The sequence below is a fragment of the Streptomyces venezuelae ATCC 10712 genome (assembly GCF_008639165.1).
Taxonomy (GTDB): domain Bacteria; phylum Actinomycetota; class Actinomycetes; order Streptomycetales; family Streptomycetaceae; genus Streptomyces; species Streptomyces venezuelae.
In genome coordinates, this window is sequence record NZ_CP029197.1 from 804,009 (window position 1) to 829,545 (window position 25,537).

29 protein-coding genes are annotated in these 25,537 nt (G+C 73.8%); 12 read left to right on the forward strand and 17 right to left on the reverse strand.

The genetic code is table 11. The annotated features are described in order from the left end of the window. The first annotated feature begins 152 nt into the window (after positions 1–152). The gene (locus DEJ43_RS03335; RefSeq protein WP_015031895.1) at positions 153–653 is read left to right on the forward strand and encodes an SRPBCC family protein; all 501 of its coding nucleotides are present in this window, start codon (positions 153–155) and stop codon (positions 651–653) included. Here the strand turns inward: DEJ43_RS03335 and cds1 are convergent. Then, complete coding sequence (gene cds1, locus DEJ43_RS03340) at positions 613–1,758, reverse strand: L-cysteine desulfhydrase Cds1 (RefSeq protein ID WP_015031896.1); 1,146 nt, start codon at positions 1,756–1,758, stop codon at positions 613–615. The two genes, DEJ43_RS03335 and cds1, sit on opposite strands and share 41 nt — an antisense overlap. A gap of 176 nt (positions 1,759–1,934) precedes the next feature. On the opposite strand from cds1, the gene DEJ43_RS03345 reads away from it, so the two are divergent. Beyond that, the gene (locus tag DEJ43_RS03345; protein ID WP_015031897.1) at positions 1,935–2,255 is read left to right on the forward strand and encodes a hypothetical protein; all 321 of its coding nucleotides are present in this window, start codon (positions 1,935–1,937) and stop codon (positions 2,253–2,255) included. 193 nt (positions 2,256–2,448) lie between these two features. Continuing rightward, entirely contained in the window at positions 2,449–3,093 is a 645-nt protein-coding gene (locus tag DEJ43_RS03350; RefSeq protein ID WP_015031898.1) for an ATP-binding protein, read from the forward strand. Between the two features lie 24 nt (positions 3,094–3,117). On the opposite strand, the gene DEJ43_RS03355 is transcribed toward DEJ43_RS03350, so the two are convergent. From DEJ43_RS03355 to DEJ43_RS03365, 3 genes are read right to left on the reverse strand one after another with little or no spacing between them, the layout of a single operon-like run. Then, the gene (locus tag DEJ43_RS03355; RefSeq protein ID WP_015031899.1) at positions 3,118–5,682 is read right to left on the reverse strand and encodes an ABC transporter permease; all 2,565 of its coding nucleotides are present in this window, start codon (positions 5,680–5,682) and stop codon (positions 3,118–3,120) included. Continuing rightward, a complete protein-coding gene (locus tag DEJ43_RS03360) occupies positions 5,679–6,467 on the reverse strand; it encodes an ABC transporter ATP-binding protein (protein WP_015031900.1) in 789 nt (262 codons plus the stop codon). Before DEJ43_RS03360 ends, DEJ43_RS03355 begins: the two co-directional genes overlap by 4 nt. Next, complete coding sequence (locus DEJ43_RS03365; RefSeq protein WP_015031901.1) at positions 6,464–6,763, reverse strand: SHOCT domain-containing protein; 300 nt, start codon at positions 6,761–6,763, stop codon at positions 6,464–6,466. The genes DEJ43_RS03360 and DEJ43_RS03365 overlap by 4 nt, the downstream gene beginning before the upstream one ends. Positions 6,764–6,921: 158 nt before the next feature. On the opposite strand from DEJ43_RS03365, the gene DEJ43_RS03370 reads away from it, so the two are divergent. Together DEJ43_RS03370 and DEJ43_RS03375 are read left to right on the forward strand one after the other, a co-directional pair. Further along, entirely contained in the window at positions 6,922–7,506 is a 585-nt protein-coding gene (locus tag DEJ43_RS03370; RefSeq protein WP_015031902.1) for a TetR/AcrR family transcriptional regulator, read from the forward strand. A 34-nt stretch (positions 7,507–7,540) separates the two neighbouring features. Continuing rightward, positions 7,541–8,125, forward strand: coding sequence for a DUF4865 family protein (locus DEJ43_RS03375; protein ID WP_041662036.1), 585 nt, complete (start codon positions 7,541–7,543; stop codon positions 8,123–8,125). Between the two features lie 54 nt (positions 8,126–8,179). Here DEJ43_RS03375 and DEJ43_RS03380 read toward each other — a convergent pair whose 3' ends face one another. Next, the gene (locus DEJ43_RS03380) at positions 8,180–8,950 is read right to left on the reverse strand and encodes an SAM-dependent methyltransferase (RefSeq protein WP_015031904.1); all 771 of its coding nucleotides are present in this window, start codon (positions 8,948–8,950) and stop codon (positions 8,180–8,182) included. A gap of 136 nt (positions 8,951–9,086) precedes the next feature. Between DEJ43_RS03380 and DEJ43_RS03385 the strand changes: the two genes are divergently transcribed. Next, the gene (locus DEJ43_RS03385) at positions 9,087–9,557 is read left to right on the forward strand and encodes an SRPBCC family protein (protein ID WP_041662037.1); all 471 of its coding nucleotides are present in this window, start codon (positions 9,087–9,089) and stop codon (positions 9,555–9,557) included. 154 nt (positions 9,558–9,711) lie between these two features. On the opposite strand, the gene DEJ43_RS03390 is transcribed toward DEJ43_RS03385, so the two are convergent. Both DEJ43_RS03390 and DEJ43_RS03395 read right to left on the reverse strand, forming a co-directional pair. Then, positions 9,712–10,938, reverse strand: coding sequence for an ROK family protein (locus DEJ43_RS03390; protein ID WP_015031906.1), 1,227 nt, complete (start codon positions 10,936–10,938; stop codon positions 9,712–9,714). A 245-nt stretch (positions 10,939–11,183) separates the two neighbouring features. Beyond that, complete coding sequence (locus DEJ43_RS03395; protein ID WP_051025830.1) at positions 11,184–11,417, reverse strand: hypothetical protein; 234 nt, start codon at positions 11,415–11,417, stop codon at positions 11,184–11,186. 275 nt (positions 11,418–11,692) lie between these two features. On the opposite strand from DEJ43_RS03395, the gene DEJ43_RS03400 reads away from it, so the two are divergent. Both DEJ43_RS03400 and DEJ43_RS03405 read left to right on the forward strand, forming a co-directional pair. Then, positions 11,693–12,913 carry an MFS transporter gene (locus tag DEJ43_RS03400; protein ID WP_015031907.1) on the forward strand — a complete coding sequence of 407 codons (1,221 nt, stop codon included), beginning with the start codon at positions 11,693–11,695 and terminating at the stop codon, positions 12,911–12,913. A 66-nt stretch (positions 12,914–12,979) separates the two neighbouring features. Then, complete coding sequence (locus DEJ43_RS03405) at positions 12,980–13,714, forward strand: maleylpyruvate isomerase family mycothiol-dependent enzyme (protein WP_041663586.1); 735 nt, start codon at positions 12,980–12,982, stop codon at positions 13,712–13,714. Here DEJ43_RS03405 and DEJ43_RS03410 read toward each other — a convergent pair whose 3' ends face one another. The 4 genes from DEJ43_RS03410 to DEJ43_RS03425 all read right to left on the reverse strand — a co-directional run bounded on the left by DEJ43_RS03410 (position 13,715) and on the right by DEJ43_RS03425 (position 17,070). Beyond that, positions 13,715–14,287, reverse strand: coding sequence for a dihydrofolate reductase family protein (locus DEJ43_RS03410; RefSeq protein WP_015031909.1), 573 nt, complete (start codon positions 14,285–14,287; stop codon positions 13,715–13,717). An 81-nt stretch (positions 14,288–14,368) separates the two neighbouring features. Beyond that, positions 14,369–15,034, reverse strand: coding sequence for a response regulator transcription factor (locus tag DEJ43_RS03415; protein ID WP_041663587.1), 666 nt, complete (start codon positions 15,032–15,034; stop codon positions 14,369–14,371). 14 nt (positions 15,035–15,048) lie between these two features. Next, entirely contained in the window at positions 15,049–16,245 is a 1,197-nt protein-coding gene (locus tag DEJ43_RS03420; RefSeq protein ID WP_015031911.1) for a sensor histidine kinase, read from the reverse strand. A gap of 129 nt (positions 16,246–16,374) precedes the next feature. Then, entirely contained in the window at positions 16,375–17,070 is a 696-nt protein-coding gene (locus tag DEJ43_RS03425) for a TetR/AcrR family transcriptional regulator (protein ID WP_015031912.1), read from the reverse strand. Between the two features lie 167 nt (positions 17,071–17,237). Here DEJ43_RS03425 and DEJ43_RS03430 point away from each other — a divergent pair, with 167 nt between their 5' ends. Continuing rightward, positions 17,238–17,714: a nitroreductase family deazaflavin-dependent oxidoreductase gene (locus DEJ43_RS03430; protein WP_015031913.1), complete on the forward strand. Its 477-nt coding sequence runs from the start codon at positions 17,238–17,240 to the stop codon at positions 17,712–17,714. 61 nt (positions 17,715–17,775) lie between these two features. Here DEJ43_RS03430 and DEJ43_RS03435 read toward each other — a convergent pair whose 3' ends face one another. Continuing rightward, positions 17,776–19,488 carry a geranylgeranyl reductase family protein gene (locus tag DEJ43_RS03435; protein WP_015031914.1) on the reverse strand — a complete coding sequence of 571 codons (1,713 nt, stop codon included), beginning with the start codon at positions 19,486–19,488 and terminating at the stop codon, positions 17,776–17,778. 165 nt (positions 19,489–19,653) lie between these two features. Here DEJ43_RS03435 and DEJ43_RS03440 point away from each other — a divergent pair, with 165 nt between their 5' ends. The 3 genes from DEJ43_RS03440 (at position 19,654) to DEJ43_RS03450 (ending at position 22,476) form a co-directional block, all read left to right on the forward strand. Next, on the forward strand, positions 19,654–21,018 hold the full coding sequence (locus DEJ43_RS03440) for a dipeptidase (protein ID WP_015031915.1): 1,365 nt from the start codon (positions 19,654–19,656) through the stop codon (positions 21,016–21,018). Between the two features lie 84 nt (positions 21,019–21,102). After that, positions 21,103–21,783 carry an MBL fold metallo-hydrolase gene (locus DEJ43_RS03445; protein WP_015031916.1) on the forward strand — a complete coding sequence of 227 codons (681 nt, stop codon included), beginning with the start codon at positions 21,103–21,105 and terminating at the stop codon, positions 21,781–21,783. Positions 21,784–21,822: 39 nt separating this feature from the next. Next, positions 21,823–22,476 carry a DUF7691 family protein gene (locus DEJ43_RS03450; protein WP_041662039.1) on the forward strand — a complete coding sequence of 218 codons (654 nt, stop codon included), beginning with the start codon at positions 21,823–21,825 and terminating at the stop codon, positions 22,474–22,476. 52 nt (positions 22,477–22,528) lie between these two features. On the opposite strand, the gene DEJ43_RS03455 is transcribed toward DEJ43_RS03450, so the two are convergent. The 5 genes from DEJ43_RS03455 to DEJ43_RS03475 form a co-directional block, all read right to left on the reverse strand. After that, positions 22,529–22,933 (reverse strand): peptidoglycan-binding domain-containing protein, encoded by a 405-nt coding sequence (locus DEJ43_RS03455; RefSeq protein ID WP_015031918.1) that lies wholly within the window; start codon positions 22,931–22,933, stop codon positions 22,529–22,531. A gap of 44 nt (positions 22,934–22,977) precedes the next feature. Continuing rightward, entirely contained in the window at positions 22,978–23,391 is a 414-nt protein-coding gene (locus DEJ43_RS03460) for a peptidoglycan-binding domain-containing protein (protein ID WP_015031919.1), read from the reverse strand. Between the two features lie 5 nt (positions 23,392–23,396). Next, complete coding sequence (locus tag DEJ43_RS37725; RefSeq protein ID WP_051025831.1) at positions 23,397–23,786, reverse strand: peptidoglycan-binding domain-containing protein; 390 nt, start codon at positions 23,784–23,786, stop codon at positions 23,397–23,399. Between the two features lie 74 nt (positions 23,787–23,860). Beyond that, positions 23,861–24,253, reverse strand: a complete 393-nt coding sequence (locus DEJ43_RS03470; RefSeq protein WP_015031921.1) for a peptidoglycan-binding domain-containing protein — start codon at positions 24,251–24,253, stop codon at positions 23,861–23,863. A 159-nt stretch (positions 24,254–24,412) separates the two neighbouring features. Then, the gene (locus DEJ43_RS03475; protein WP_041662041.1) at positions 24,413–25,447 is read right to left on the reverse strand and encodes an NUDIX hydrolase; all 1,035 of its coding nucleotides are present in this window, start codon (positions 25,445–25,447) and stop codon (positions 24,413–24,415) included. Positions 25,448–25,537 lie beyond the last annotated feature (90 nt).

Consider the following 25,537-nt stretch of genomic DNA (forward strand, 5'->3'; position numbering starts at 1 on the left):
GAGGGCTGAGCTCCGGGCGCGGCGACCGCCACCGAGGGCTGACCTCCGGTCGCGTGGCGACCGCCACGCCGTCCTCCCCTGTGCCGTTGACATTCCGTCAGCTAGGGTGCACTTCCGCTTCCGTCCTGTTCCGTCCTGGGGAGGTTCGGTCCATGGCACGCCGACTGAGGCCGGTGGAGCTCGACTTCACCCTGTCCGCACCCGTCCGTCTGGTCTTCACGGCCACGCTCGCCGCGCCGCCCCCGGCCGTCTACCGTTCGCTCGCCGTGGAGGTGGGGAGCATGCCCGCCTGGTTCACCGCGGTGCGGTCCGCCGTCCCGTCGGGCGACGGGGCGGGCCGGACCATACGGCTCCGGGGCGGGATCGCCTTCGAGGAGACGATCCTGGCCTCCGAGCCGGACGTCCGGTACGCCTACCGGGTCGACTCGACGAACGCCCCGGGGCTCACGGCCCTCGCCGAGGAATGGGCCCTCTCCCCCACCGGGAAGGGGACCAGGCTGCGGTGGACGATGGCCGCCGACGGCGCCACCCCGTTCCGGCTGGCGCTCCGTCTCGCCGGACCGGGGGTCGGGCTCTCCTTCCGGGACGCGGCACGCCGGCTGGACCGGCGGCTCACTCCTGCCAGGCCCCGGTCTCCAGGAACCGTGCGATAGCGGCGCTGTAGGGGCCGATGTCGAGGCCCTGGGAGGCAAGCCAGTCGTCGGAGTAGTACTTGTCGAGGTACCGCTCGCCGCCGTCGCAGATCAGGGTGACGACGCTGCCGGTCCGCTCGTGGGCGACCATCTCGGCGATGATCTTGAAGGCGCTCCACAGGCCGGTGCCGGTGGAGCCGCCCGCCTTGCGGCCGATGGCGGATTCCAGGGCGCGGACGGCGGCGACGCTCGCCGCGTCGGGCACCTTCATCATGCGGTCGACGGCGCCGGGCACGAAGCTCGGCTCCATCCGGGGCCGGCCGATGCCCTCGATCCGCGAACCGCAGTCGGCGGTGGCGTCCGGGTCGTGGTGCGTCCAGCCGTCGAAGAAACAGGAGTTCTCGGGGTCGGCGACACAGATGCGGGTGTCGTGCTGCATGTAGTGCACGTAGCGGGCGATGGTCGCCGAGGTGCCGCCGGTGCCCGCGGTGGCCACGATCCAGGCGGGCTCCGGGTAGCGCTCCAACTTCAGCTGCTGGTACATCGATTCGGCGATGTTGTTGTTCCCGCGCCAGTCGGTGGCCCGCTCCGCGTAGGTGAACTGGTCCATGTAGTGGCCCCCGGTGCGCTCCGCGAGCGCGGCGGCCTCCTCGTACATCGTGCGCGAGTCGTCGACGAAGTGGCACTGGCCGCCGTGGAACTCGATGAGACGGCACTTCTCCTGGCTGGTCGTGCGGGGCATCACCGCGATGAACGGCACGCCGATGAGCTTCGCGAAGTACGCCTCGGAGACGGCCGTCGAGCCGCTGGAGGCCTCGATGACGGGCTTGCCCGGCCGCACCCAGCCGTTGCAGAGCCCGTACAGGAAGAGGGAGCGGGCGAGGCGGTGCTTGAGGCTGCCGGTGGGGTGGGTCGACTCGTCCTTGAGGTAGAGGTCGATGCCCCACTTCTCGGGGAGCGGGAACCGCAGCAGATGGGTGTCGGCCGAGCGGTTGGCGTCGGCCTGGACCTTGCGGACGGCCTCCTTGAGCCAGGACCGGTACGCCGGATCGCTGCGGTCGACGTCGGCCGTCGCCGTCGCGCCGGCCGTCCGCAAGCTCACCGCACTGTTCTCCGTGGTGCTCATCCGCGCCTCTCCTCGGTCACGTCCGTGGGGTGTCCACGCTCCCGACAATACCGCTCTCACCTGGGCAAACGTTTCCTTTGACTCTCCATAGGGATGCCTTGCGGAAGGGCCCCTGGTGCGGACCGGGACGGCCCGGCACACTGGGAGGGACAACCGGGTGAAAGGGGCGGATCGGCATGTCGGAACCCGAGTTCAGCGCCAGGGGTGTACGGATCGCCCGCTGGCCGCGTTCGCTGACGCGCGCCGGCGAGGTGCGGATCGAGGACGGGCGGCTCGCCCTGCTCACCAGTTACGGCAGCGAGATCGACAGCGCGCCGGTGTCGGCGGTCCGGGCGGGGCGCCCGTGGTTCGCGAAGCCGGACGAGGCCGTGGCCACGGTGAACGGCACGCGGTACCGGCTGACGCTGCACAAGGACGGTGACGGCGACGGGCACGGGGACTCGGCGGAGTCCGGACGCTTCCTCGCCGCGCTGAAGCGGGCCGCGAGGAAGCGCTGAGACGCCCGGCGAGGCGGGCGGACGGCGACTCGCCGTCGCCGTGAGTTGCGGGACGGTCACCACTGGTTCAGGCTGGAACCACCTCACCGAGGGTTTACCGGTGGTGACGTGACGTTCCGGTCGCCACCCTGCTGTACCGCATGTGAGATCCGAATCTTCGTCTTCTTCCGGACTACTTCGGGGAGTCGCAGCCGTGATCAGCGAGCCGAGCAGGTATTACGCGGTGGAGCTTCATGCCCTGCCGTCGCGGATCGGACAGGTCCGCCGGATTGTCTCCGCGCATCTGAGACATTGGCAGCTCGACGCCCTCGTCGACCATGCCGTGCTCGGTGTCACCGAGCTTCTGAGCAACGTCCACCGGCACGCCCAGCCGGACAAGCGGTGCACCGTCGAGATCGAGCTGCTGCTCGACCGCCTCACGGTCTCCGTCCGGGACTACGACCCCCGCATACCGCAGGCGTGCTCCCCGGACCCGCTGGACGCCTACGACGAACTGGCCACGTCCGGTCGCGGACTCGCCATCGTCGGTGCCGTCAGCGAGAGTTGGGGCGTGCGGTCCTGCGGGACCGACGGGAAGGTCGTGTGGTTCACGCTCTCCGCCCCGCCCGCCGCCGTCCCGGCCGGGACGCGTGCCTACGCGGTGTACGGCGCGATGACCGAGGGCCCGTTCCGGGGGTACGCGCCGTTCCCGGGCGTACCGCTCAGCGCCCCGGCCGAGCCGGCCGGCGCCCCGGACCCCGTGCGCGCACCGGCCCCCGTCGGCGTTCCGTCCGCCGTCGGTGTTCCGGCCACGGTCGTGGCCGCGGCCCGCCGGGTGCCGGCGGGCCGCGGGCGCTGAAGGGGTTCGCGGCACCCCCGCCGCTCACTCCGTGGCGATCGCCCGGAGGATCTCCAGGCGGGCCGCCCGGCGCGCCGGGCGCAGGGCCGCCACGGCCCCGGCGACGAGACCGACCACGGCCACCGTCGCGAGCCGCACCCCCGGTACGGCGAAGGCGAACGCGCCGTCGCCCGAGCCCTCCGAGGCGCGGACGAGCACCCAGCCGAGGAAGCCGCCGAGGACGAGCCCGCCGAGCGTGCCGAACGCGGCCACCAGGACCGACTCCCAGCGGACCATGGCACGCAGGTGGGCCCGGGTCTGCCCGACGGCCCGCAACAGCCCCAGCTCACGCGTCCGTTCGTGGACGGAGAGGGTGAGCGTGTTCGCGATGCCGAGCAGGGCGATCAGGACGGCCAGCGCGAGGAGCGCGTACACCAGGGTCAGCATCATGTCGATGCCGCCCGCCGAGGACTCCGCGTACTCCTCCCGGGTCTGCACCTCGGGCTGCCCGTACCGGTCCGCGACCGCCGTGACGGCCGCCTCGCCCCGTTCGGTGGTGACTCCGTCCGCGAAGGAGACGGCGACCAGGGCGTCCGAGTCCTGGGTGCGGTGCGGGGCCCATGCCTCCCGGGTGAGCAGGTAGTCGCCGGCCAGGTCGGAGCGTTCGTAGACCGCCCGGACGGTGAAGGTGTGCCGGGTGCCGTCCGTGAAGGTCAGCTCGGCCGTCCGGCCGGGGGCCAGGCCCGAGGAGGCCGCCTCGTCGGCGGCGACGGCGAGCCCGTCCGTACCGAGTCCGCCCAGGGAGCCCCGTACGTCACCCAGGTCGAGGACGCGGGCGAGCGACGCCGGGTCGGTGACGGTCAGGGCGCGGCCCCGGCCGTCGACCTCGGCCACGCCGCGCCCCAGGCCCACGGCCGTGTCGACCTCGGGCAGCGCGGCGACGGCCGGGGCGAGACCGGGGCTGAGGCCGGCGCCGCCCGCGCCGAAGGTGGCTCCGCTGATGGCCACGTCCCCGGCGAAGGACCGGTCGACCGTGCGGTCCGTGGTCGCCTTGAGGGAGGCGCCGAAGACCGTGAAGAGGGTGACCACGGCGACCCCGATCATCAGGGCGGTGGCGGTCGCCGCCGTACGTCCCGGGCTGCGCAGGGCGTTGCGGCGCGCGAGCCCCCGGTTGGTGCCGCGCAGGGGGCGGCCGAGCACCCTGACGGCGACCGAGGCGGCGACCGGTCCGAGGACCACGAAGGCGGCCACGGCGAGGGCCGCGCCGGTGGCGGCGAGCCACAGCGAGGGGGTGCCGAGGACCCCGGCGAGGACCGTGCCGACCGCGACGGCGAGCAGGCCGCCGCCGGTCAGCGCGCGGGTGCGGGAGGTGCCCGAGGTGTCCACCGCCGTCTCGCGGAGCGCGGCGAGCGGGGCGGTGCGCCCGGCCCGTACGGCCGGAAGGAGCGCGGATCCCGCGCAGACCGCGAGCCCGACGGCGAGCGGCAGGGCGAGCGAGGTGCCCGCCACGACCAGGTCGCCCTCCGGGAAGGGGAAGCCGATGGCGGGGAAGAGGGCCTGGAGCCCGGCCGCCACGCCGATCCCGGCGAGCACTCCGGCGAGGGAGGCGAGCAGACCGACCGTCAGCGCCTCGGCCAGGGTGCCGGTGACGACCTGGCGGCGGGCGGCGCCGAGCGCCCGCAGCAGGGCGTTCTCACGGGTCCGCTGGGCGACGAGGACGGCGAAGGTGTTGTGGATGGTGAAGACGGAGACGAGGACCGCGACCCCGCTGAACACGAGCAGGAAGGTGGTGAAGAGGCCGAGGAAACGGCCGGAGACCATCTCGGTGTTCTCCTCGGCGGCCCGCTGACCGGTGATCGCCTCGACGCCGTCGGGGAGGGCCGGGGCGAGCGCGGCCACCAGCTCCTCCTGGGAGACGCCGGGCCCGGCCCGTACGGCGATGCTCGTCGCCTCGCCGGGGCGGGCCGTCAGGTACCGCTCGGCGTCGGCGCGGGTCAGGCCGGTCCAGGTGACCTGGCCCATGCCGTCGGCGCCGCCGAAGGTGGCGAGGCCGACGACGGTGACGCGCACCGGGTCGGGGGTGCGCAGGACCGTCGTGTCGCCGAGGTCGAGGCCTGCGGTCTTCGCCGCACCGCGGTTGACGACGGCCTCGCCGGGGGCGCTCGGGGCACGGCCTTCCGCGAGCTTGTACGGGTTGAGGGCCGGGTCCTCGATCCAGTTCCCGGCCAGGGTCGGCGGGCCCTTGCCGCCGACGGGGGTGCCGTCGGCGGCGAGGAGCTGCCCCGCGCCCTCGATGCGGGGTGCGGCGGCGGCGACCCCGGGCAGCCGGGCGAGGCGGTCGGCGAGCGCCGCGTCGACGGGTCCCCGGGTGCCCTGGGCCTCACCGGGGGCCGTCACGGTGACGGCGCTGCGGACGACGGCGTCGGTGCCCCGGGTGGCGCCGGTGAACATCGAGTCGAAGCTCGCGCGCAGGGTGTCGCCCATGACGAGGGTGCCGGTGAGGAAGGCGACGCCGAGGAGGACGGCGGCGAAGGTGCCGAGGAAGCGGCGCCGGTGTGCGCGGAGGGAGGAGCCGGCCAGGCGGACGGAGGCGGGGACGCGGGTGTTCATGGCGTGCCTCCCCCGGTGGTGCGGGGGCCGGCGGACGTCGTCTCGAACGCCTTCATGCGGTCCAGGACGTGGTCTGCGGTCGGCGTGGTCATCCGGTCGACGAGTCGGCCGTCCGCGAGGAAGACGACCTCGTCGGCGTGGGCGGCGGCGACCGGGTCGTGGGTGACCATCACGACCGTGCGGCCCGTCTCGCGCACCGTGCGGCCGAGCAGCCGCAGGACCTCCTCGCCGGAGCGCGAGTCGAGGTTGCCGGTGGGTTCGTCGGCGAAGACGACATCGGGGTCGCCCGCGAAGGCGCGGGCGACGGCCACCCGCTGCTGCTGACCGCCGGACAGCTCGCTCGGCCGGTGGTGGAGCCGGTCGCGCAGGCCGACGGTGTCCACGAGCCGGTCGAGGCGCGGCCGGTCGACGGTGCGTCCCGCGAGGTCGAGGGGGAGCGTGATGTTCTCGGCGACGGTGAGGGTCGGCAGCAGGTTGAAGGCCTGGAAGACGAAGCCGACCCGGTCCCGGCGCAGCAGGGTCAGCCGGCGGTCGTCGAGGGTGGACAGGTCGGTGTCGCCGAGGAGCGCGGCACCGGAGGTGAGGGTGTCGAGTCCCGCGGCGCAGTGCATCAGGGTGGACTTGCCCGAGCCCGAGGGGCCCATGACGGCGGTGAAGCGGCCGACCGGGAAGTCGACGCTCACCCCGTCGAGGGCTCTGACCTCGGTGTCGCCGTGGCCGTAGACCTTGACGGCGTCGACGACGCGGACGGCGGCGGCCGGGGGCCGCGGGTCGGTGGTGGTCATGCCCGGCGCCCCTTGGGGTCGATGCCGCGGCCGAACTGCTCTTCGAGCACGGTCAGCCGGCGCCAGTACTCGTCCTCGTCGATCTCGCCGGAGGCGAACCGGTGGCCGAGCAGGGCGATGGGCGAATTCTCGTCGGGGCCGGTGCCCCGGCCGGGGCCGCCGTCGCGCCACGGGCCGCGGCCCCGGCGCCATCCGGCGCGGCGGGCGACGGTGACGACGCAGGCGATCGCGGCGGCCCAGACGAGGGGGAAGAGCAGGACCCACGGGCCGGGGCCCGCGGAGGCGAGTGTGTTCATGACGGTTCAGCTCCTGGGTGCGCTGTGCTGGTCTTCTTCCGTGGTTCGAGGCTCTCTCCGGAGGGGGTCCCGGCGCGTCGTACGGGCAGCGGCATCGCGTGTACGACGGCGGGAGTACGCGGCGCCGCCGGACCTCCTTCCGTTCTGTACCTACTGGTATGTACAGTGCGTGCATGAGCACCCCCGAGCGACTGATCGAGGCGACCCGCGAGCTGCTGTGGGAGCGCGGCTACGTGGGAACGAGCCCCAAGGCCGTGCAGCAGGCGGCGGGCGTGGGCCAGGGCAGCATGTACCACCACTTCGCGGGCAAGCCCGACCTGGCGCTCGCGGCGATCCGGCGCACGGCGGAGGAGCTGGGGGCGGCGGCCGAGGCCGCCCTGGGCGGCGAGGGCACGGCGTACGCGCGGATCGAGGCCTATCTGCTGCGCGAGCGCGACGTCCTGCGGGGCTGCCCGGTGGGACGGCTCACGATGGACCCCGAGGTGATCGCCGACCCCGCGCTGCGCGCACCGGTCGACGAGGTGCTCGGACGGCTGCGTGCCCGGCTCGCGGAGGTCGTCCAGGAGGGCCTGGACAGCGGCGAGTTGAGCGGCCCGCTCGACGCGGCCGAGGTCGCGGCGACGATCCTGGCGACCGTGCAGGGCGGTTACGTGCTGGCCCGCGCGACGGGCACGCGCGACCCCTTCGACCATGCGGTCCGGGGGCTGCTGACGCTGCTCGCACCGGCCGCCGCCACCGCCTGAACCACGTTCCCCTCAGCCCGAATCGGAGTACCTCGTGGACGCGATGCAGTACGAGATCACCCTCCCCGCCGACTACGACATGGGGATCATCCGCCAACGGGTCGCCACCAAAGGGCACTTGCTCGACGCCTTCCCCGGACTCGGCCTGAAGGCCTACCTGGTGCGGGAGCGCGCGGACGGCTCGCCGGTCAACCAGTACGCGCCGTTCTATCTCTGGGCCACCCCGGCGGGCATGAACTCCTTCCTCTGGGGCCCGGGGTTCCAGGGCATCGTGAACGACTTCGGCCGGCCCGTGGTGCAGCACTGGACCGGCCTGTCGTACGAGGAGGGGCCCGCCGCCACGGCCGCTCCGGGCACCGCGACGCGGCACAGGATCCCGCTCGGTGGGGCGGTGCCGCCCGGCGAGGCCGTGGCCGACGCCGTGGCCCGGCACGCCCGAGCGGCGCGGAGGGACGGGGTGGTGGCCTCGGCCCTGGCCGTCGACCCGCGCCACTGGGAGCTGCTCGCCTTCACCCTGTGGGCGGACACGGAAGCACCGGCCGACGAGGGCGAGCGCTTCTCGGTGCTCCACCTCTCGGCGCCCGGGCGGCAGACCTTGGGGGCCGGAGGGCTGTGGTGAGCGGGTCGCGCGCGACCCGCTCGGCCGCCCGGGCCTCCGGCCGCGCCCGGGGCGTCAGGCGACGGCGATGAGCGTCAGGTACGCGATGCCGAGGACCCTGCGGTAGCCGTTCACCCAGGTCGAGCGCTGCCGGTCCACCCGCTCGCGGGTCTCGGCGGCCAGCGGGTGGTCCGGGTTGGCGGCCAGCCAGACCTCGGTCTCGTAGCGGTAGCCCGACTCGAACTCCTCCCACTCCTCCACGCTCGCCGTCTCGATCCACGCGGGGCGGAAGCCCGCCTCGATCGCGAGGTCCACGAGGGCGCCGAGGCCGAGGTGTTCACCGGCGTGCGCGCCGGGCCACATCCCCGCCAGCTCCTCCTCGGTGGGCTCCTGCTGCCAGAACCCCTCGCCGAGCACGACCCGGCCGCCGGGGCGGGTCAGGCGGCGCAGCTCGCGCAGCGCGGCGGCGGGGTCGTGCGGCTGCTCGGGGTCGCAGAGCGCCTGGCTCGAACCGAGACAGAGGATCGCGTCGACGGGGCCCCGCTCGGTGCCGAGCGCCGACTCCTCGACGAACTCGACGCGATCGGCGAGCCCGCGCGTCTCGGCGAGGGCCCGGCCGCGGGCCAGGTCCTCGGCGTTGATGTCGAGGCCGATGCCCTTGGCCTCCGGCGCGGCGTCGAGGATGCGGAGCAGCAACTCGCCCCAGCCGCAGCCGATGTCGAGCACGTCGGCGGGCCGGCCGGCGACCAGTCGCTCGATCATGCGGGTGGCGCGCTGCTCGGACAGCGGGCCGTGGAAGGTGAGGCTGCCGAGGCGCGGGGGGAGATCGGACTCAGAAGTGATCATGAGGCGGAACGCTACGGCGTTCGAGCCGCGCTGACCAGGGGGTTTCCCCCTCCGGTCGGCTTCGCCGGGAGAATCCCGCGGCAGAACGGGCGATTCCGCCGGGCCGTGCCGCGGCACACGGCCTAGCGTGGGACACGTGTACACCACGCGCGTGACCCGCCATGTCGACGCCCCGCCGCACGCCGTCTACCGGGCCCTGGTCGACCCGGACGACATCGCGCGCTGGCGGGTGCCGTACGGCATGAGCTGCGAGGTGCACGAGTTCGACGCGCGCGAAGGCGGTGCGTTCCGCGTCTCGCTCACCTACGAGACCGATGCGGGCACGGGCAAGTCGGGGGCGCGCACGGACACGTACCACGGCCGCTTCGTGGAGCTGCTTCCGGACGAACGGGTGGTGGAGGTCACCGAGTTCGAGACGGCTGACCCTCGCCTTCAGGGGCCCATGACCCTCACGACGACGCTGATCGCGCTGGAGGGCGGCACGGAGGTGCTCGTCGTCCACGAGGGCGTGCCGGACGGCGTGCCCGCCGCGGACAACGAGACGGGCACCCGGATGGCGCTCGACCGGCTCGCCTCGCTGGTCGAGGGGCGGGACGTGGACCGGTAGGCGAGTGGGCGGCAGGGCGGTGTGCCGTAGGTCGGGGCGCGTAGGTGGGCGTGGGCCGGTGCGCGCGTCGGTGGGCGTGGGCCGGTGCGCGCGTCGCGCTTCGGCGGCGGGGGCCGGTGCGCGCGTCGCGCTTCGGCGGCCCGGAGGCCGCCGGTCAGACCGGTTCGCGGGTCAGGGCCGCCAGCGGGTCGTCGAGGACCGGCTGCCAGGCCAGTTCCGCCGCTCCCACGAGACTGTTGTGGTCCAGCGTGCAGGGGAGGATCGGCACCCCGCCGCTGCGGCCCCAGAGACTCCGGTCCGCGACGACGGCGCGCAGCCGCTCGGGATCGGCGTCGAGCAGTTCGCGGTGCAGTCCGCCGAGGATGATCCGGTCGGGGTTGAGGATGTTCACCAGACCGGCGAGGCCGAGTCCCAGACGGTCGATCAGCTCCCCCACGGCGACCCGGACGCCCGGGTCCTGGGGGCTGGTGCGCAGCAGGTCACGGGCCTGCTGGAGAAGCGAGACCTCGGGTCCTGGGGCGCGGCCGGCCGCGGTGAGGAAGGCGAGCGGGTCGGTCTCGACGTCCAGGCAGCCACGGCTGCCGCAGTGGCAGGGGCGGCCTTCCGGGTTCACCGTGAGGTGACCGACCTCCAGGGCCAGGCCCGCGCTGCCGGTGTGGAGCCGGCCGTCGAGGACGAGCGCCCCGCCGACGCCGCGGTGGCCGGTGGCCACGCAGAGCAGGTCCCTGGCGCCCCGGCCCGCGCCGTGGCGGTGTTCGGCGAGGGCGGCGAGGTTCACGTCGTTGCCGGTGAAGGCGGGGCCTTCGATGCCCGCGGCCCGTACCCGCTCGGCGAAGATCTCCCGTACGGGCGCTCCGGCGGGCCAGGCGAGGTGCAGGGGGTTGAGCGCGGTGCCCTCGGGCTCGGCGACGGCGGAGGGGGCGGCGAGTCCCGCGCCGACGCACCGGCGGCCGGACTCCCTGAGCAGGGCGGCCCCGGCGTCCACGACCGCGCCGAGGACCTGGGCGGGGTCGGCGGAGACGGTGACGCAGCCGGGGGCCGTGGCGACGATGGAGCCGCCGAGGGCGACGAGGGCGGCGCGGAACCCGTCGGCGTGGACCTGGGCGGCGAGGGCGACGGGGCCCTTGTCGTCCACGGCGAGGCGGTGCGAGGGGCGGCCCTGGGATCCGGCGCCGGCGCCGGGGTTGGAGTCGACGCGGATGAGGCCGAGGGCCTCCAGCTCGGCGGCGACGGCGCCGGCGGTGGCGCGGGTGACGCCGAGTTCGGCCGTGAGGACGGCCCGTGTCGGAGCCCTGCCGGTGTGCACCAGCTCAAGGGCGGGACCGAGCGCGTTGCGCCCCCTGTCCAGCCGGGTCCGGGTCGTCGTCGCCTTGCCGTTCATGGGGTGGAGTCTCCCATGATCGGGGGGTGGAGTGGTCCGTGGCCTCGTTCCGGCGGGTGCGCCGGTGCTGTTCGGCGGGGTGCCCGGTGGTGCGCCGGGGCCGGTCGGCCCGGTTGTCCGCTGGTGTGCCGGGGCCGGTCGGCGGGGCGCGCGGTGGTGTGCCGGTGCCGGTCGGCGGGGCGCTTTCGGGCGGCCCGGCCGCTCGGGCGAGGGTCGTGCCCTCGCCCGAGCAGGGGTGCGTCAGGTCAGTGGGCGCCGAGGAAGGCACCCTCCGGGCCGACCTCCCAGGCCTTCTCGTGACACGAACCCGTGAAGATCGTCCCGTACACCGACGGGACGCCGGACGCCGAGCAGTGCGAGCTGGCACCCGCGCCACCGGCGTTGAAGTAACCCATCCCGACTCCGTCGTTGGCGAGCGCGGCACCGGCGCCGCCCAGCAGGATGCCCACGGCCAGGACCGACGCGGCGAGAGAACGCATAGCTACTCCTCAAGGTCTTGGAAACGACGTGCCGGAAGGGGCTCGTCTGCCGGTCAAACGGACGGATACCGGGCGAGACACGGCGTCTCACCCCAATGCAGGGCAGTCGAGTCCGGGGGCCGCCCGGGTGCGGAAACGATGCTCCCCAAGGGGCCCTTGGGGAGCACCCTCGTCTCTTTGACCTGGGCCTTGTCACCCGGACGGCGCCACCGGGCCTCCGGAGGACGTGCGCCGCTCGCTTGATTGCCGGTGCGGAATCCCCCTATCCTGAGTTTGTGCCGCTACTAAACAAAGTACGGACGGTCCCGGGGGGCTCCGGCGGAGACACCGCCACCCGCTCCCTGTCCCGCCTCCGCGTCGCCCTGACCCTCTTCTTCGCCCTCGACGGCTTCCTCTTCGCCGGCTGGGTCGTCCGCATCCCCGCCGTCAAGCAGCAGACCGGCGCCTCCGCGGGCGACCTCGGCCTCGCCCTGCTCGGGGTGTCCGCCGGCGCCGTCATCACCATGACGCTGACCGGGCGCCTCTGCCGCCGGTACGGGTCCCACGCCGTCACCGTGGCCACCGCCGTGCTGCTCTCCCTCTCGGTGGCCCTGCCCGCCCTCACCCGCTCCCCGCTGGCCCTGGGGCTCGTCCTGCTGGTCTTCGGCGCCGCGTACGGCGGGATCAACGTCGCCATGAACAGCGCCGCCGTCGACCTCGTCACCGCGCTGCGACGGCCGGTGATGCCCAGCTTCCACGCCGCCTTCAGCCTCGGCGGGATGATCGGAGCCGGGCTCGGCGGGCTGGTCGCCGGCGGCCTCTCCCCGACCGCCCATCTGCTCGCGCTCACCGGCGTCGGGCTGGCGACGACCGCCGCCGCCGGGCCGGTGCTGCTGCGGCACCCCTCCCCCGGGCCGCCGCCCGAGTCCCTCGCACCGACCACCGAGAGCGAGCCGCGGGGCGGGGCCCGGCGGATCGTGCTCGTCTTCGGAGTGATCGCGCTCTGCACCGCGTACGGGGAAGGCGCCCTCGCCGACTGGGGCGCCCTGCACCTCGAACAGGACCTGCACGCGCACCCCGGCGTGGCCGCCGCCGGGTACTCCGTCTTCGCGCTGACGATGACCGCCGGGCGGCTCTCCGGTACGGCCTTGCTCGAACGGCTCGGCCAGACCCGCACGCTGGTCGCGGGTGGCGCGACGGCCGCCGCCGGCATGCTGCTCGGCGCGCTCGCGCCCAGCGTCTGGGCCACCCTGCTCGGCTTCGCCGTCACCGGGCTCGGGCTCGCCAACATCTTCCCCGTCGCCGTGGCCCGGGCGGGCGCCGTCGCAGGCCCCGGCGGGGTGGCGACCGCGTCCACGCTCGGCTACGGGGGGATGCTGCTGGGCCCGCCGTCGATCGGGTTCCTCGCCGACTGGTTCTCGCTGCCCGTGGCCCTGACGACGGTCGCGGTCCTCGCCGCGGGCGCCGCCGCGATGGGGTACTGGGCACGGAACGCGGGGACGGCACAGTCGAGTTGAGGGGCGGTGGTGGTCCGTCCGCGGGACTGCCAGAATCGCGTCATGGACTCGACCAGCGGCGGAACGTTGAAGATCACGGAGTATGTCGACGCGGTGGAGACGGCCGGTCTCGCCCTCGCGGAGGCGGCGGGCGAGGCCGGGGTCGGCGCGGCGGTCCCCACCTGCCCGGGGTGGCGGATCCGGGACCTCCTCCGGCACACGACGAAGGTCCACCGCTGGGCCACCGAGCACATCGTCGAGGCACACCCGACGTACCGGCCGGAGCCCGGCGAGACCGCGCTCGACGGCGCGGAGCTGCTGGCCCACTACCGCGAGGGGCACGCCGGCCTGGTCGCCGCCCTGCGCGCGGCGCCGGAGGACCTGGAGTGCTGGAGCTTCCTCCCGGCGCCCTCGTCCCTCGCCTTCTGGGCGCGGCGCCAGGCGCACGAGACGACCGTGCACCGCGCGGACGCCGAGTCGGCGACGCCCGGCGGCCCGGGGCCGGTGGATCCGGTGCTGGCCGCCGACGGCATCGACGAGCTGCTGCGCGGGTTCCACGGCCGCGACAGGAGTCGCGTGCGGACGCCGGAGCCCCGGACCCTGCGGGTGCGGGCCACCGACACGGGCGACGTGTGGACCGTACGGCTCTCGGCGTCGAAGCCGCCTGCGACCGAGCGGGCGACGGGTGAGGCGGACGCCGAACTGAGCGGCCCCGCCGACCGGTTGTACCTGTGCCTGTGGAACCGGCTGCCCGTCGACGCCGTCACGCTCACCGGTGACGCGGCGCTCGCGCGCCTGTGGCAGGAGACCTCGGCGATCTGATCAGGACGGCGTCCGCACCACGCGGTGGCGGAGGTAGACGACTCCCGAGTCGAAGGTGCGGTTCTCGACGAGTTCGAGGGACACCCGGCGCTCGTTCCGGGGGAAGTACGGAATGCCGCCGCCGAGCAGGATCGGGTAGACCCTGATCCGGTACTCGTCGATCAGTCCCGCCCCGGCCGCCTCGGCGGCGAGGGCCGCGCCGCCGATCGCGATGTCCCCCTCCCCCGGCTCGGCGCGCAGGCGCTCGATCTCCTCCGCCACGCCGCCGGAGGCCAGCCGGGCGTTGCCCTCGACCGCCGACAGGGTGGTGGAGAAGACCACCTTCGGCAGCGGGTTCCAGAGCGCGACCCATTCGCGTTCTGCGTCGTCGAGCTCGTGGTCCTGCTCGGCGGTCTCCCAGTACAGCATCGTCTCGTACAGCCGACGCCCCATCAGATGGACGCCCACTCCCCGGACCTCGTCCATCGCGAGGCGGAAGACGTCCGGACTGGGCACCCCCCAGTCGATGCCGCCGTCCGGCGCCGTGATGAAGCCGTCGAGCGAGACGGACAGCGAATAGGTCACGCTGCGCATCAGAAGTCCTCCTCGGTTGAGGGCTTCGACAGTACGACCGCCGGACCCCGCTGGACCCGCGACACGGCCCAGGAGGGCCGTTCAGCCCAGCCAGCCGGGCCGGACCAGGCCCGACTCGTAGGCGAGGACGACCAGTTGGGCGCGGTCGCGGGCACCGAGTTTGACCATGGCCCGGCTGACGTGGGTCTTGGCGGTGAGGGGGCTCACGACCAGCCGGCGGGCGATCTCCCCGTTGGACAGGCCGATGCCCACCAGGGCCATCACCTCCCGCTCCCGCTCGGTCAGGGCGCCCAGCGAGGCCGCAGCCCCCGGCGCCTTCGAGCGGGCCGCGAACTCCTCGATCAGCCGGCGGGTGACCCCCGGGGAGAGCAGCGCGTCGCCGTCGACGACGGCGCGGACCGCGCGGAGCAGCTCCTCCGGCTCGGTGTCCTTCACGAGGAAGCCGGAGGCGCCCGCCCGGATCGCCTCGAAGACGTACTCGTCGAGCTCGAAGGTGGTCAGCATGACGACCCGGACGTCGGTGAGGCCGGGGTCGTCCGTGATGCGGCGGGTGGCTTCCAGGCCGTCCAGCCTCGGCATCCGGATGTCCATGAGGACGACGTCGGGCCGCAGGGCCCGCACCTGCTCCAGGGCCTCCCCGCCGTCGGCCGCCTCGCCGGCGACCTCGATGTCCGGCTGGGCGTCGAGTAGCGCGCGGAACCCCGCCCGTACCAGCGACTGGTCGTCCGCGAGCAGCACACGGATCACGGGGGTCTTGTCGGTCACGAGGATTCCTCGGTGCGGAGCGGGAGTGATGCGTGGACGCGGAAGCCGCCGTCCGGGCGGGCGCCCGCCTCGATGCCGCCACCGAGGGCGGCGGCCCGTTCCCGCATCCCGGCCAGGCCGTTGCCGCTGCCGCCCGCCTCGGTGCCGGTGGCGGGGCCCTCGTCGTCGACGGTCAGCTCAAGCCGCCCGGAGCCGTACGCGATCCGCACCGCGGCCGTACGTGAACCGGAGTGGCGCACCACGTTGGTGAGCGCCTCCTGCACGATCCGGAAGGCGGCGAGGTCGGCGCCGGGCGGCAGGCCGGTCCGTCGTCCGGTGGTCGCCACGGTGACGGCGAGGCCCGTGGCGGCGGCCTGTTCGACGAGTTCGGGGAGCCGGTCGAGGCCGGGCGCGGGGGCGCGGGGCGCGTCGCCGGGGGTGCGGAGGGTGTCGAGCACCTGGCGCACCTCGCCGAGCGCCTCCTTGCTGGCCGCCTTGATGGTCTTCAGCGCGGTACGGGCCTGCTCGGGATCGGTGTCGAGGAGGGCGAGGCCGGCCCCGGCCTGGACGTTGATCACGGAGATCGAGTGGGCGAGCACGTCGTGGAGCTCCCGGGCGATGCGGAGCCGTTCCTCGTCGGCGCGGCGCCGTTCGGCGGCGGCCCGGTCGGCGCGCAGCTGCGCGCGCTGCTCGCGCCGCACCCGTACCGTCTCGGAGGCGGCGAGGACCGCCACCGCGAAGGCGGCCGCGGGAAGCTCCTGACCCCAGGGGGCCGGCCCGTCGCCCGCCGGGGGCAGCCAGCGGTAGAGCCAGTGCGAGAGCAGCAGGTGTCCCGCCCAGAGCAGGCCGAGGGCCCAGGCGGCGGCGGTGCGGTGACCGTGCACGACGGCCGCGAAGCAGGCGACTCCGACCAGGCCGAAGACGGGGCCGTACGGGTAACCCGCGGCGAGGTAGCCGAGGGTGACGGCGGCGACGCCGAACACCACCGGCACGGGCCGTCGGTGACGGAACAGCAGCGGGGCCGCGCCGAGCAGCAGCAGGGCGCGACCGAGCACGTCGAGCGTCTCCCGGCCGGGCTGGTTGCGGGCGGCGAAGCCGGTGCCCACCATGACGATCACGGCGATCAGGACCGTGGACCGCCAGGGCAGCCCACGGCCGCCGTCCCCTCGCTGCCACCGGCCCCACGCGGGCCGGGGCGCCCGTTCCTCTTCCATGTCCGCCACGCTAACCGGACCGGAGCCGCGAGCACGTCAGCCGGACGAGGTGGTCCCGCGTACTCCCGCCGGAGTAGACGCCTCTGCGCGGCTCGCGCCGTCCGCCCGACGCCTCGGAAGCGGGCCCGTTCAGCCGCGGGGCAGCAGGCCGACGTCCTGGCCGAGGCGGCGGGCCGCCGTCGCGAAGAAGGCCTCCCGGTCCTCGACGACCCGGTGGAAGTGGCCGAACACCTCGAAGGAGACCAGCCCGAAGAGCTGCGACCAGGCGGCCACCAGCGCGACGGCGAGGGCCGGGGGGAGGTCCGGGGCGATGTCCGCGGCGAGGCGGGCGGCCTCGGGGCGGAGCTCCTCGGGGAGCGGGGGAAGGGCGACTCCCTCGCCCTCGTGGGCCCGGCGGGCGATGTCGACGAGGACGAGGCCGACACGGCCCGCGGGGGCGATCGTGTCCTGGGGCGCGGTGTAGCCGGGCACCGGAGAGCCGTAGATCAGGGCGTACTCGTGCGGGTGGGCGACGGCCCAGGCGCGGACCGCTCGGCAGACGGCGGTCCAGCGGTCGAGCGGTCGCTGCCCCGCGGTGTCGGCGACGGCACGTTCGGCGGCGGCGCCGACCGCGTCGTAGGCGTCGACGATCAGGGCGGTGAGGAGGTCGTCGCGGCTCGGGAAGTAGCGGTAGAGCGCGGAGGACACCATGCCGAGCTCGCGGGCCACGGCGCGCAGGGAGAGCTTCGCGGCGCCTTCGGCGGCGAGCTGGGTGCGGGCCTCGTCCTTGATGGCGGCGGTGATCTCGATACGGGCGCGGGCGCGGGCTCCTCGAACGGTCGTCATGGAGAGCAGTGTATCCACTTTCGGAGCAGCGATACGAAACGAGAGCACCGCTCTTGATTGTGCGCGCCGATCCGTGCACACTGATCTCAAGCGAGAGCAGTGCTCACGTTTCAAAGGTTCCCCACCCCACCGCCCCGCCGCCCGGCCCGCACCCTCAGGAGGACCCCATGTCCGCCACCGCCACCCACGTCATGAAGCCCGGCTGGTTCACCGTCCACGTCCTCAACCGCTCGGTCGCCTGGCTGACCCGGCGCGGCTTCAGCGTCTGGGGCTCCCGGGTCCTCGCCGTCCGCGGCCGCAAGAGCGGCGAGTGGCGCCGTACCCCCGTCAACCTCCTCACGGTGGACGGCGCCCGGTACCTCGTCGCGCCCCGGGGCCACGTCCAGTGGACCCACAACATGCGGGCCGCAGGCGGCGGGCAGCTGATCCTCGGCAAGCACACGCAGGACTTCACCGTCGTCGAGGTGGCCGACGACGACAAGCCCGAGCTGCTGCGCGCCTACCTCAAGCGCTGGAAGGCCGAGGTCGGGATCTTCTTCGGCGGCGTCGGGCCCGACTCCTCCGACGAGGAGCTGCGCGCCGTGGCCCCCAAGCACCCCGTCTTCCGCGTCACGCCGACGGGCCCCGCCACCCCCGCCGCGTGAAGCCGGCCGGAGCGGCGGAGCCCGTCCGCCTCGCTCGTCACACCCACGCCGAACCGGCGCGTCAGACCGCTTCCGGAGCCTCCGGGTCCGCCGCCTTACCGGGAGCCTTCGCGCCCTCCCCCTCGATCGCCGAGGCGTCCGAGGACGCAGAGGGCGCAGGGGTCGCAGAGGGCGCCGGAGCCGCTCCGTGCTCGGCGGGGACCTCGGCGGCCTCCGGGGCCTCCGCGGTCTCCAGGGTCTCGGGGGTCTCCGGGGTCTCGGAGCGGTCGGACGTCTCCGAGTCCGCGCGGTCGCGTCGGCCGACGCCGCGGCCCACGGGGCCGACGCCGCTCGACGTGTCCATGCGCTTGTCGAGCATCTCAAGGGCCCGCCGGGCCATGCCGTTCGAGCGGACCATGCCACCGAGCGTCGCGGAACCCCGCGTGATGTCGGCGAACGCGTTCCACGCGGGCCGCAGGCCCGTGATCGTCGCGTGCAGCAGCCCCGGCCGCCGCTCGAAGACGGCCAGCATCCGGCGTCCGACGGCCATCTCCACACCGAGCCCGGCCTTGATGGCGAAGGCGTAGTTCAGGGCCTGACGCCGGGCGTCGACCGCGTCGTTCGCCTCCGCGACCCGGACCGCCCACTCGCCGGCGAGCCGGCCCGAGCGGAGCGCGTAAGAGATGCCCTCACGCGTCCACGGCTCCAGGAGCCCGGCCGCGTCACCACAGACGAGGACCCGGCCGCGGGAGAGCGGCGAGTCGTCGGTGCGGCAGCGCGTCAGATGGCCGGAGGAGATCGTGGGCTCGAAGCCGGAAAGACCGAGCCGGGCGACGAAGTCCTCCATGTACCGCTTGGTGGCGGCGCCCTCGCCGCGCGCCGAGATGACGCCGACGGTCAGCGTGTCGCCCTTCGGGAAGACCCAGCCGTAACTGCCCGGCATGGGACCCCAGTCGATGAGGACGCGGCCCTTCCAGTCCTCGGCCACCGACGCGGGCACGGGGATCTCCGCCTCCAGGCCCAGGTCGACCTGCCCCATCTTCACACCGACGTGAGCGCCTATCCGGCTGGCGCTGCCGTCGGCGCCGACGACCGCGCGCGCGAGCAGGGTCTCGCCGTCGGCGAGGACCACGGCGACGGTCCGCCGGTCCGGGACGGACGGGCCGTGCTGCTCCACGCGGGTCACCGTGGCGCCGGTGCGCAGCTCGGCGCCGGCCTTCTGCGCGTGCTCGACGAGCTGGGCGTCGAACTCCGGGCGGTTGATGAGGCCGAAGAGCACCTTGCGCGAGCGGCGGGTCCGGGCGAAGCGGCCGTCCATGGAGAAGGTGACGGCGTGCACCCGGTCCTGGAGGGGCAGTTCGAAGCCGGGCGGCAGGGAGTCGCGCGAGGGACCGATGATGCCGCCGCCGCAGGTCTTGTACCGGGGCAGCTCGGACTTCTCCAGGAGCAGCACCCGGCGGCCGGCCACGGCGGCCGCGTAGGCCGCGGAGGCGCCGGCCGGTCCCGCGCCGACCACGACGACGTCCCAGACGCCGGCCGCACCGGCGGTGGCGGGGTCGTCGACGTCCACGGGGTCCACGGCGTACGTGGCGTCCGCGGAGTCCCCGGCCGGCAGCGCCGGCTCCGGCGACCCGGACTCCTCCGGCCGCTCGGCCCGCGTTCCGTCGTCCTTGACGACGCGCGCCGCGTCCGGGCTCCCGTCCGTCGCCGCCGCCTCCCCACCGATGCCCTCAGGAGCCGCACCCTCGGGCGCGGTGTGCTCCGGACCGGCGTTCTCTGCGTGCTCGCTGCTCACGATGTGCTTCTGCTCCTGATCCGACCGGTGGTCTGCTCCTCAGGCATCCTACGGCGCGGTAGCCGACGGCCCGCGCCGTAGGATCGGCGGTGCGTTCGCCGTACCACGACATACGCCGATCGCCGTCCTCACGTCGTCAACGTCGCACCCATCAGGAGCGTGCCCATGACCGCCAATCCGATCGCCGAGACCGTCCGGTCCCTGATGCCACGGGCCAAGGCCGAGCTCACGGAGCTGGTGGCCTTCGAGTCGGTGGCGGACGAGGCCGTGGCGCCCCGCAGCGAGTGCGAGGCCGCCGCGAACTGGGTGGCCGACGCGCTGCGCGCGGAGGAGTTCCAGGACGTGGCGCTGCTCGACACCCCCGACGGTTCGCAGGCCGTGTACGGCATCCTGCCCGGCCCGGCCGGTGCGCCCACCGTCCTTCTCTACGCCCACTACGACGTGCAGCCCAAGCTGGACGAGTCGGCCTGGCTCACCCCGCCGTTCGAGCTGACGGAGCGGAACGGGCGCTGGTACGGACGCGGCGCGGCCGACTGCAAGGGCGGGGTCGTCATGCACCTGCTGGCGCTGCGCGCCCTGAAGGCGAACGGCGGCGTTCCCGTGACGGTCAAGGTGATCGTCGAGGGTTCGGAGGAGCAGGGCACCGGCGGTCTCGAGCGGTACGCCGAGCAGCACCCGGAGCTGCTCGCCTCGGACGCGATCGTGATCGGCGACGCCGGCAACTTCCGGGTGGGTCTGCCGACGGTGACCGCGACGCTGCGCGGCATGACGATGATCCGGGTGCGGATCGACACCCTGGAGGGCAATCTGCACTCCGGTCAGTTCGGCGGCGCCGCGCCCGACGCGCTCGCCGCGCTGATCCGCGTACTGGACTCGCTGCGCGGCCCGGACGGTTCCACGGTCATCGACGGGCTGCCCTGCGACAAGGCGTGGGAGGGCCTGCAGTACCCGGAGGAGGACTTCCGCCAGGACGCCAAGGTCCTGTCGGGCGTGGCCCTGCCGGGTGCCGGTACGGTCGCCGACCGCATCTGGGCACGGCCGGCCGTCACCGTCGTCGGCATCGACTGCCACCCGGTGGCCGGGGCGACCCCGTCGATCCCGGCGTCGGCGCGTGCCCAGATCAGCCTGCGGGTGCCGCCGGGCCAGGACGCGGTCGAGGCGACGAAGCTGCTCTTCGCCCACATCGAGAAGCACACGCCGTGGAACGCCCGGGTGTCCTTCGAGCAGGTCGGCCAGGGCCAGCCGTTCCAGGCGGACACGTCGAGCCCGGCATACGCGTCGATGGCCGAGGCGATGCGGATCGCGTACCCCGGTGAGGAGATGCAGACGGCGGGCATGGGCGGCTCGATCCCGCTGTGCAACACGCTGGCGGAGCTGTACCCGGAATCGGAGATCCTGCTCATCGGCCTCAGCGAGCCGGAGGCTCAGATCCACGCGCCGAACGAGTCCGTCTCGCCGGAGGAGCTGGAGCGCCTGTCGGTGGCCGAGGCGCACTTCCTGGTCAACTACGCCCGTTCGAAGCAGGTCTGACGGAGGATCGGTTCAGCGTTCGGCGAAGCTCGCCGAGAGCGTAGAAGGATGCGGCGGACCTGCGCGGATGCGTAGGTTCGCCGCATGGAACCGACTCCGATCACCCCGCGCCTGCACCTTCTCGACCACTCCATCGGCCAGGCCTACCTCTGGCAGGACCAGGGAGAGCTGACCCTGATCGACGCCGGCTGGGCGGGAACGGCCGACCGGACCGCGACGGCGATCCGGGCGGCGGGTCTCGACCCGGACCGGCTGCGCCGGATCGTGCTGACGCACTGCCACCGGGACCACGTGGGCGCGGCGGGGGAACTCGCGGACCGCCACGGCGCCGAGATCCTGGCGCACCGGCTGGACGCGCCGGTGATCCGGGGCGAGGCGCCGGTGCCCGAACCGGACCTCCTGGACTGGGAGGTGCCGTTGTTCGCGCACGGCCTGACGGTGCCGGAGGCGCCGCCGACGCGGGTGGACCGCGAGGTCGAGGACGGCGAGGAGCTCGGGTTCGGGGACGGCGCGGTGGCGATCCACACGCCGGGGCACACGCCCGGCTCGATGGCGGTGCATCTGCCGCGCCACGGCGTGCTGTTCACCGGGGACACGGTGGCGTCGGTGGGGGACGTGACGTTCGGCGTCTTCCATGTGGACCGGGCGGTGGCCATGGAGTCGATGCGCGCGCTGGCGAAGTTGTCCCCGTCGGTCCTGTGCTGCGGCCACGGCGCCCCGGTGACGGAGGACACGGCTGCCCGACTGGCGGCCGCGGCGGCCTGAAGAGGGGGGATGTCAGTGCCCGCTGACATCATGAACCCCATGAGCAAGGTTGTGAATTACAGCATGGCGAACCGCGGGGACATCGCGCGCTTCGTGCCCGCCCTGGAGCTGAGTGCCGACGAGTCCCGGCGCCTGGACGCGATGGGCGTCCGGGCGAAGGCGCGTCAGCGGAGTCTCGACGACCAGGGTGTGGACTGGGGTCTTTCGGTGCCGGACGCCCTCGCGGAGCTGGTCGCCGGCCGGGCCGACTCCTCCGCCGATTACGCGGGTTGCGCCTACTACGCGGCCCTTCAGATCATCATCGACCACAACGCGAGCGACAGCGCGACCCTGGCGAGCTATCGGAGCCCCGTCACCTACTTCTCCGCCCTGGACGACGCCCTCGGCGCGGTGGGCGTTCCGGCCGACCTGCTGCCGTACCAGTACGTCTTCAGCGGGCCGCCCTCGGAGATCGGGCTCCACATACCCCGTCCCCCGGAGGGCTCGCCGGAGATCGGTTGCTGGCCCCTCGCCAAGGCCGTCCCCGCGGTGGAGGCGTACCGCGCGGTCCTCGACCGGGTCGACGCCGATCTCCGGTACGACCTCGGGCAGCTCATCGAGGCCCTCGACAGCTGGGCGTCGGAGTGGAGCGAGGGCGAGGGCGCCTGGTGGTGGGCCGAGGACGGTTCGATCTTCTTCTCCATCACCGGCTGACCCGTCGAGGGAGCGGCCGGGAGATCGACCGCTCCCGCGCGGCGGGCGGCGTCTAACCTTCGGCGGCGGGGAGGAGGTAGCCCCAGGTCTTGATGCCGACGATGCCGTCCGGGCCGCCGGTCTCCCGGGGGTACCTCGACTGGAACCGGAGTACGGCGGCCTCGGTCTTGGGGCCGAAGTCGCCGTCGATGAAGGTCATGACATCGGCGGAGTCGACGAAGTTCGTCCGGATCAGGGCCCATTGGAGCGCCCGCACGCAGTCGCCCCGCGAACCTCTGGCAAGGTCCACGGCCGGGACGGGCCAGTCGTTGTACGCCTGGCGCGTGCCGACCTGGCTCGTGCATGCCGCGAGGTAGCCGGCCTCGGCCGAGGCCGATGGGGCCGCGAGTCCCGCGGCCATGAGCAGCGCCGCGCCCAGGATGCCCGAGCGGACGGCCGTACGTCTGATGGTGTGCATGGCAGGAGATGGCTTTCTGGGAGAGATGTGGTCGGCCGGGTCGGCTACTCGAAGCCGACGGTGGCGATCAGGTGGTGCCAGGTGTAGCGGCCCACGACGCCGTCCGCGCCGCCGGTGACCCCGGCCCTGCGCTGGAAGGCCACCACCGCGTTGTACGTCTTGGGGCCGAAGGAGCCGTCGACGAAGCCGGGCTGGTCCTCGGCCCGGACCGCCCCGGCCTCCAGCAGCGCGTCCTGGAGTCCCCTGACGCACACTCCGGACGAGCCCTTGGCCAGGACCACCGTCGGTATATCCCACGCCAGGTAGACCTCGGAGCCGTACGCCTGCTTGCAGGTGGCCAGGTCCTGCGGCCAGTAGGCCTGTGCGGGGGAGGATGCGAGACCGCCGAGCAGGGCGGTGGTGCTCGCGACGACGACGCCGGCCCAGAACGCGCGCGTGCGCGCCCACTTGTTCGCCATGGCCGTCAGTCCGTGGTCCGGGAGATGAGCGCCTCCCAGGTGTTCGGGCCGACCACGCCGTCCACGATCAGGTGGTGCTGGCGCTGGAACTCCTTGATGTAGTCGTCGGTCTTCGTCCCGAAGACGCCGTCGACGAAGGGCCAGTCCGCCGGGTCGATGCCCATGATCGAGGCGACGTCCGACTGGAGCTCGCGGACGCACACGCCCGTCGAGCCGTACTGGAAGTTCCGGGCGGGGATGAGCCAGCCGTTGGCGGACCTGCGGGTGCCGACGCTGTCGAAGCAGGCGGAGCGGTATTCACTGGCCGAGGCCTGGGGCGCGGTGGCCAGCAGCGTCCCGAGCGTGGACGCGGCGAGTACCAGGGCGGCAAGGGGGCGCGCACGGCGCGATGTCAACACGTGGATCGTCTCCTGAGGAGGAAGGCGGAGGGAGGGGTACGGGACGGAGGTCCGGGAGAAGGCGGGGGGGCTCAGCCCGTCACGAGCTTTTCCCAGGTGCGCGGCCCCACGATGCCGTCGGGGGCCAGACCGTGGTTGCTCTGGAACCTGCGGACGGCCGAGTCGGTGCGGGCTCCGAAGACGCCGTCGGTGAAGTTGCCGCCGCTCTGCTCCCACGAGGTCAGGCCGAACCGCGCGACGAGCTCCTGGAGTCCGGCGACACAGATGTCGGAGTCGCCCTGGGAGTAGTCGTAGCGCGGAATGCCGTACCCGCTGGGAGAGAGCCGTGTCCCGTACGTGTCCTTGCAGATCTTGTACGCGGAGTCGTCGGCGTGGGCGGCCGGCGCGGCCATGAGCAGGGCGCCGGCGGAGACCGCCGCGAGGAGGAGCGAGGTGACGCCTTTCGCGGGGCGAGGTGTGCGCATGTCGCAAGGGCCTTTCGTGGTGAGCACGTGGACAGCACTGTGCCGACCGTCACCAACGGCTCCCCAACAGGACTCCAACGAGGCCCCAACGGGCCCCCGACCGCACGCCGTTCGGCCGCCCTTGTTCGCGCCCGGGCCGAACGGGCGTGCCTCCGCCGGTCAGCCGACGGGGCTTCCGGCCTCCAGGTTGAGCACGGTGCCGCGTTCGCGGGCGCGCAGGGCCCAGCGGAGGCGCTGGTAGCGGACCGGGGGCAGGAGGTCTGCGGCCTCCTCCTCGGTGACGAAGCGCCAGGCGCGGAGTTCGGCGCCGGGCAGATGGAGCCGGGCGGTGTCGTCGGCGCCGAGGGTTCCGCCGTCGAAGAGGAGGCGCAGTCCGCCGTAGCCGGGGGGCTGGGGGCGTTCCCAGTCGACGACGAGGAGGCGGGGTACGGCGCCGAGTGCGAGGCCTATCTCCTCGGCGACCTCGCGCATGCCGGCGCGGGCCGGCGGTTCGCCGGGTTCGACGACTCCGCCGGGGAACTCCCAGCCGGGCTTGTACGTGGGGTCGACGAGCAGGAAACGATCCTGCTCGTCGAAGAGCAGCACTCCGGCTGCGACGGTCTCGCCGGTGGGCTCGGGCGTCTGGACGATGCCGCAGGGGGTGGCGTGGCCTCCCAGGACCGCGTCGGCGACGGACCGGGCGGCCTCGGGGGCGGTGAGCGTCGAGGTGTCGACGACGTAGGCGTCTGCGGCGAGCCAGTCGAGGGCCGCCTGGTAGGGCGCGACGTGGTCGTGGCACCACTCGCGGATTCGGGCGTCGGTCTCGGGGTCGGCGTCCTCGGAGCGGGCGTCGATCCGTTGACGCAGGATCGTTTCCTCCGGGGCGAGCAGGACGTGGCGCACGTCGATGCGGCGGGCGGCGAGCCCGCCGAAGATCTCGTCCCGGTACTCCTGGCGCAGCAGGGTCATCGGTACGACCAGGACGCCGCCGACCTCGGCGAGCAGCGCGGCGGCGGTGTCGACGACCAGCCGCCGCCAGATCGGCAGGTCCTGGTAGTCCTCGACCTCGGCGAGCCGCTTGGCCGGGAGGAGTCCGCGCAGGCCTCCGCCGGTGACCTCGGGGTCGTACAGCGTGCTGTTCGGGATCAGATCGACCAGCTCGCGCGCGGTGCTGGACTTCCCCGCGCCGAACGCACCGTTGATCCAGACGATCACGATTCCCCCCTCATCGGTAGCCCCCTGTGGCTTGCCCTCAACACCCTGCCACGAAAACCACGAACACATGTCCGGGCACCTGCGTGACGC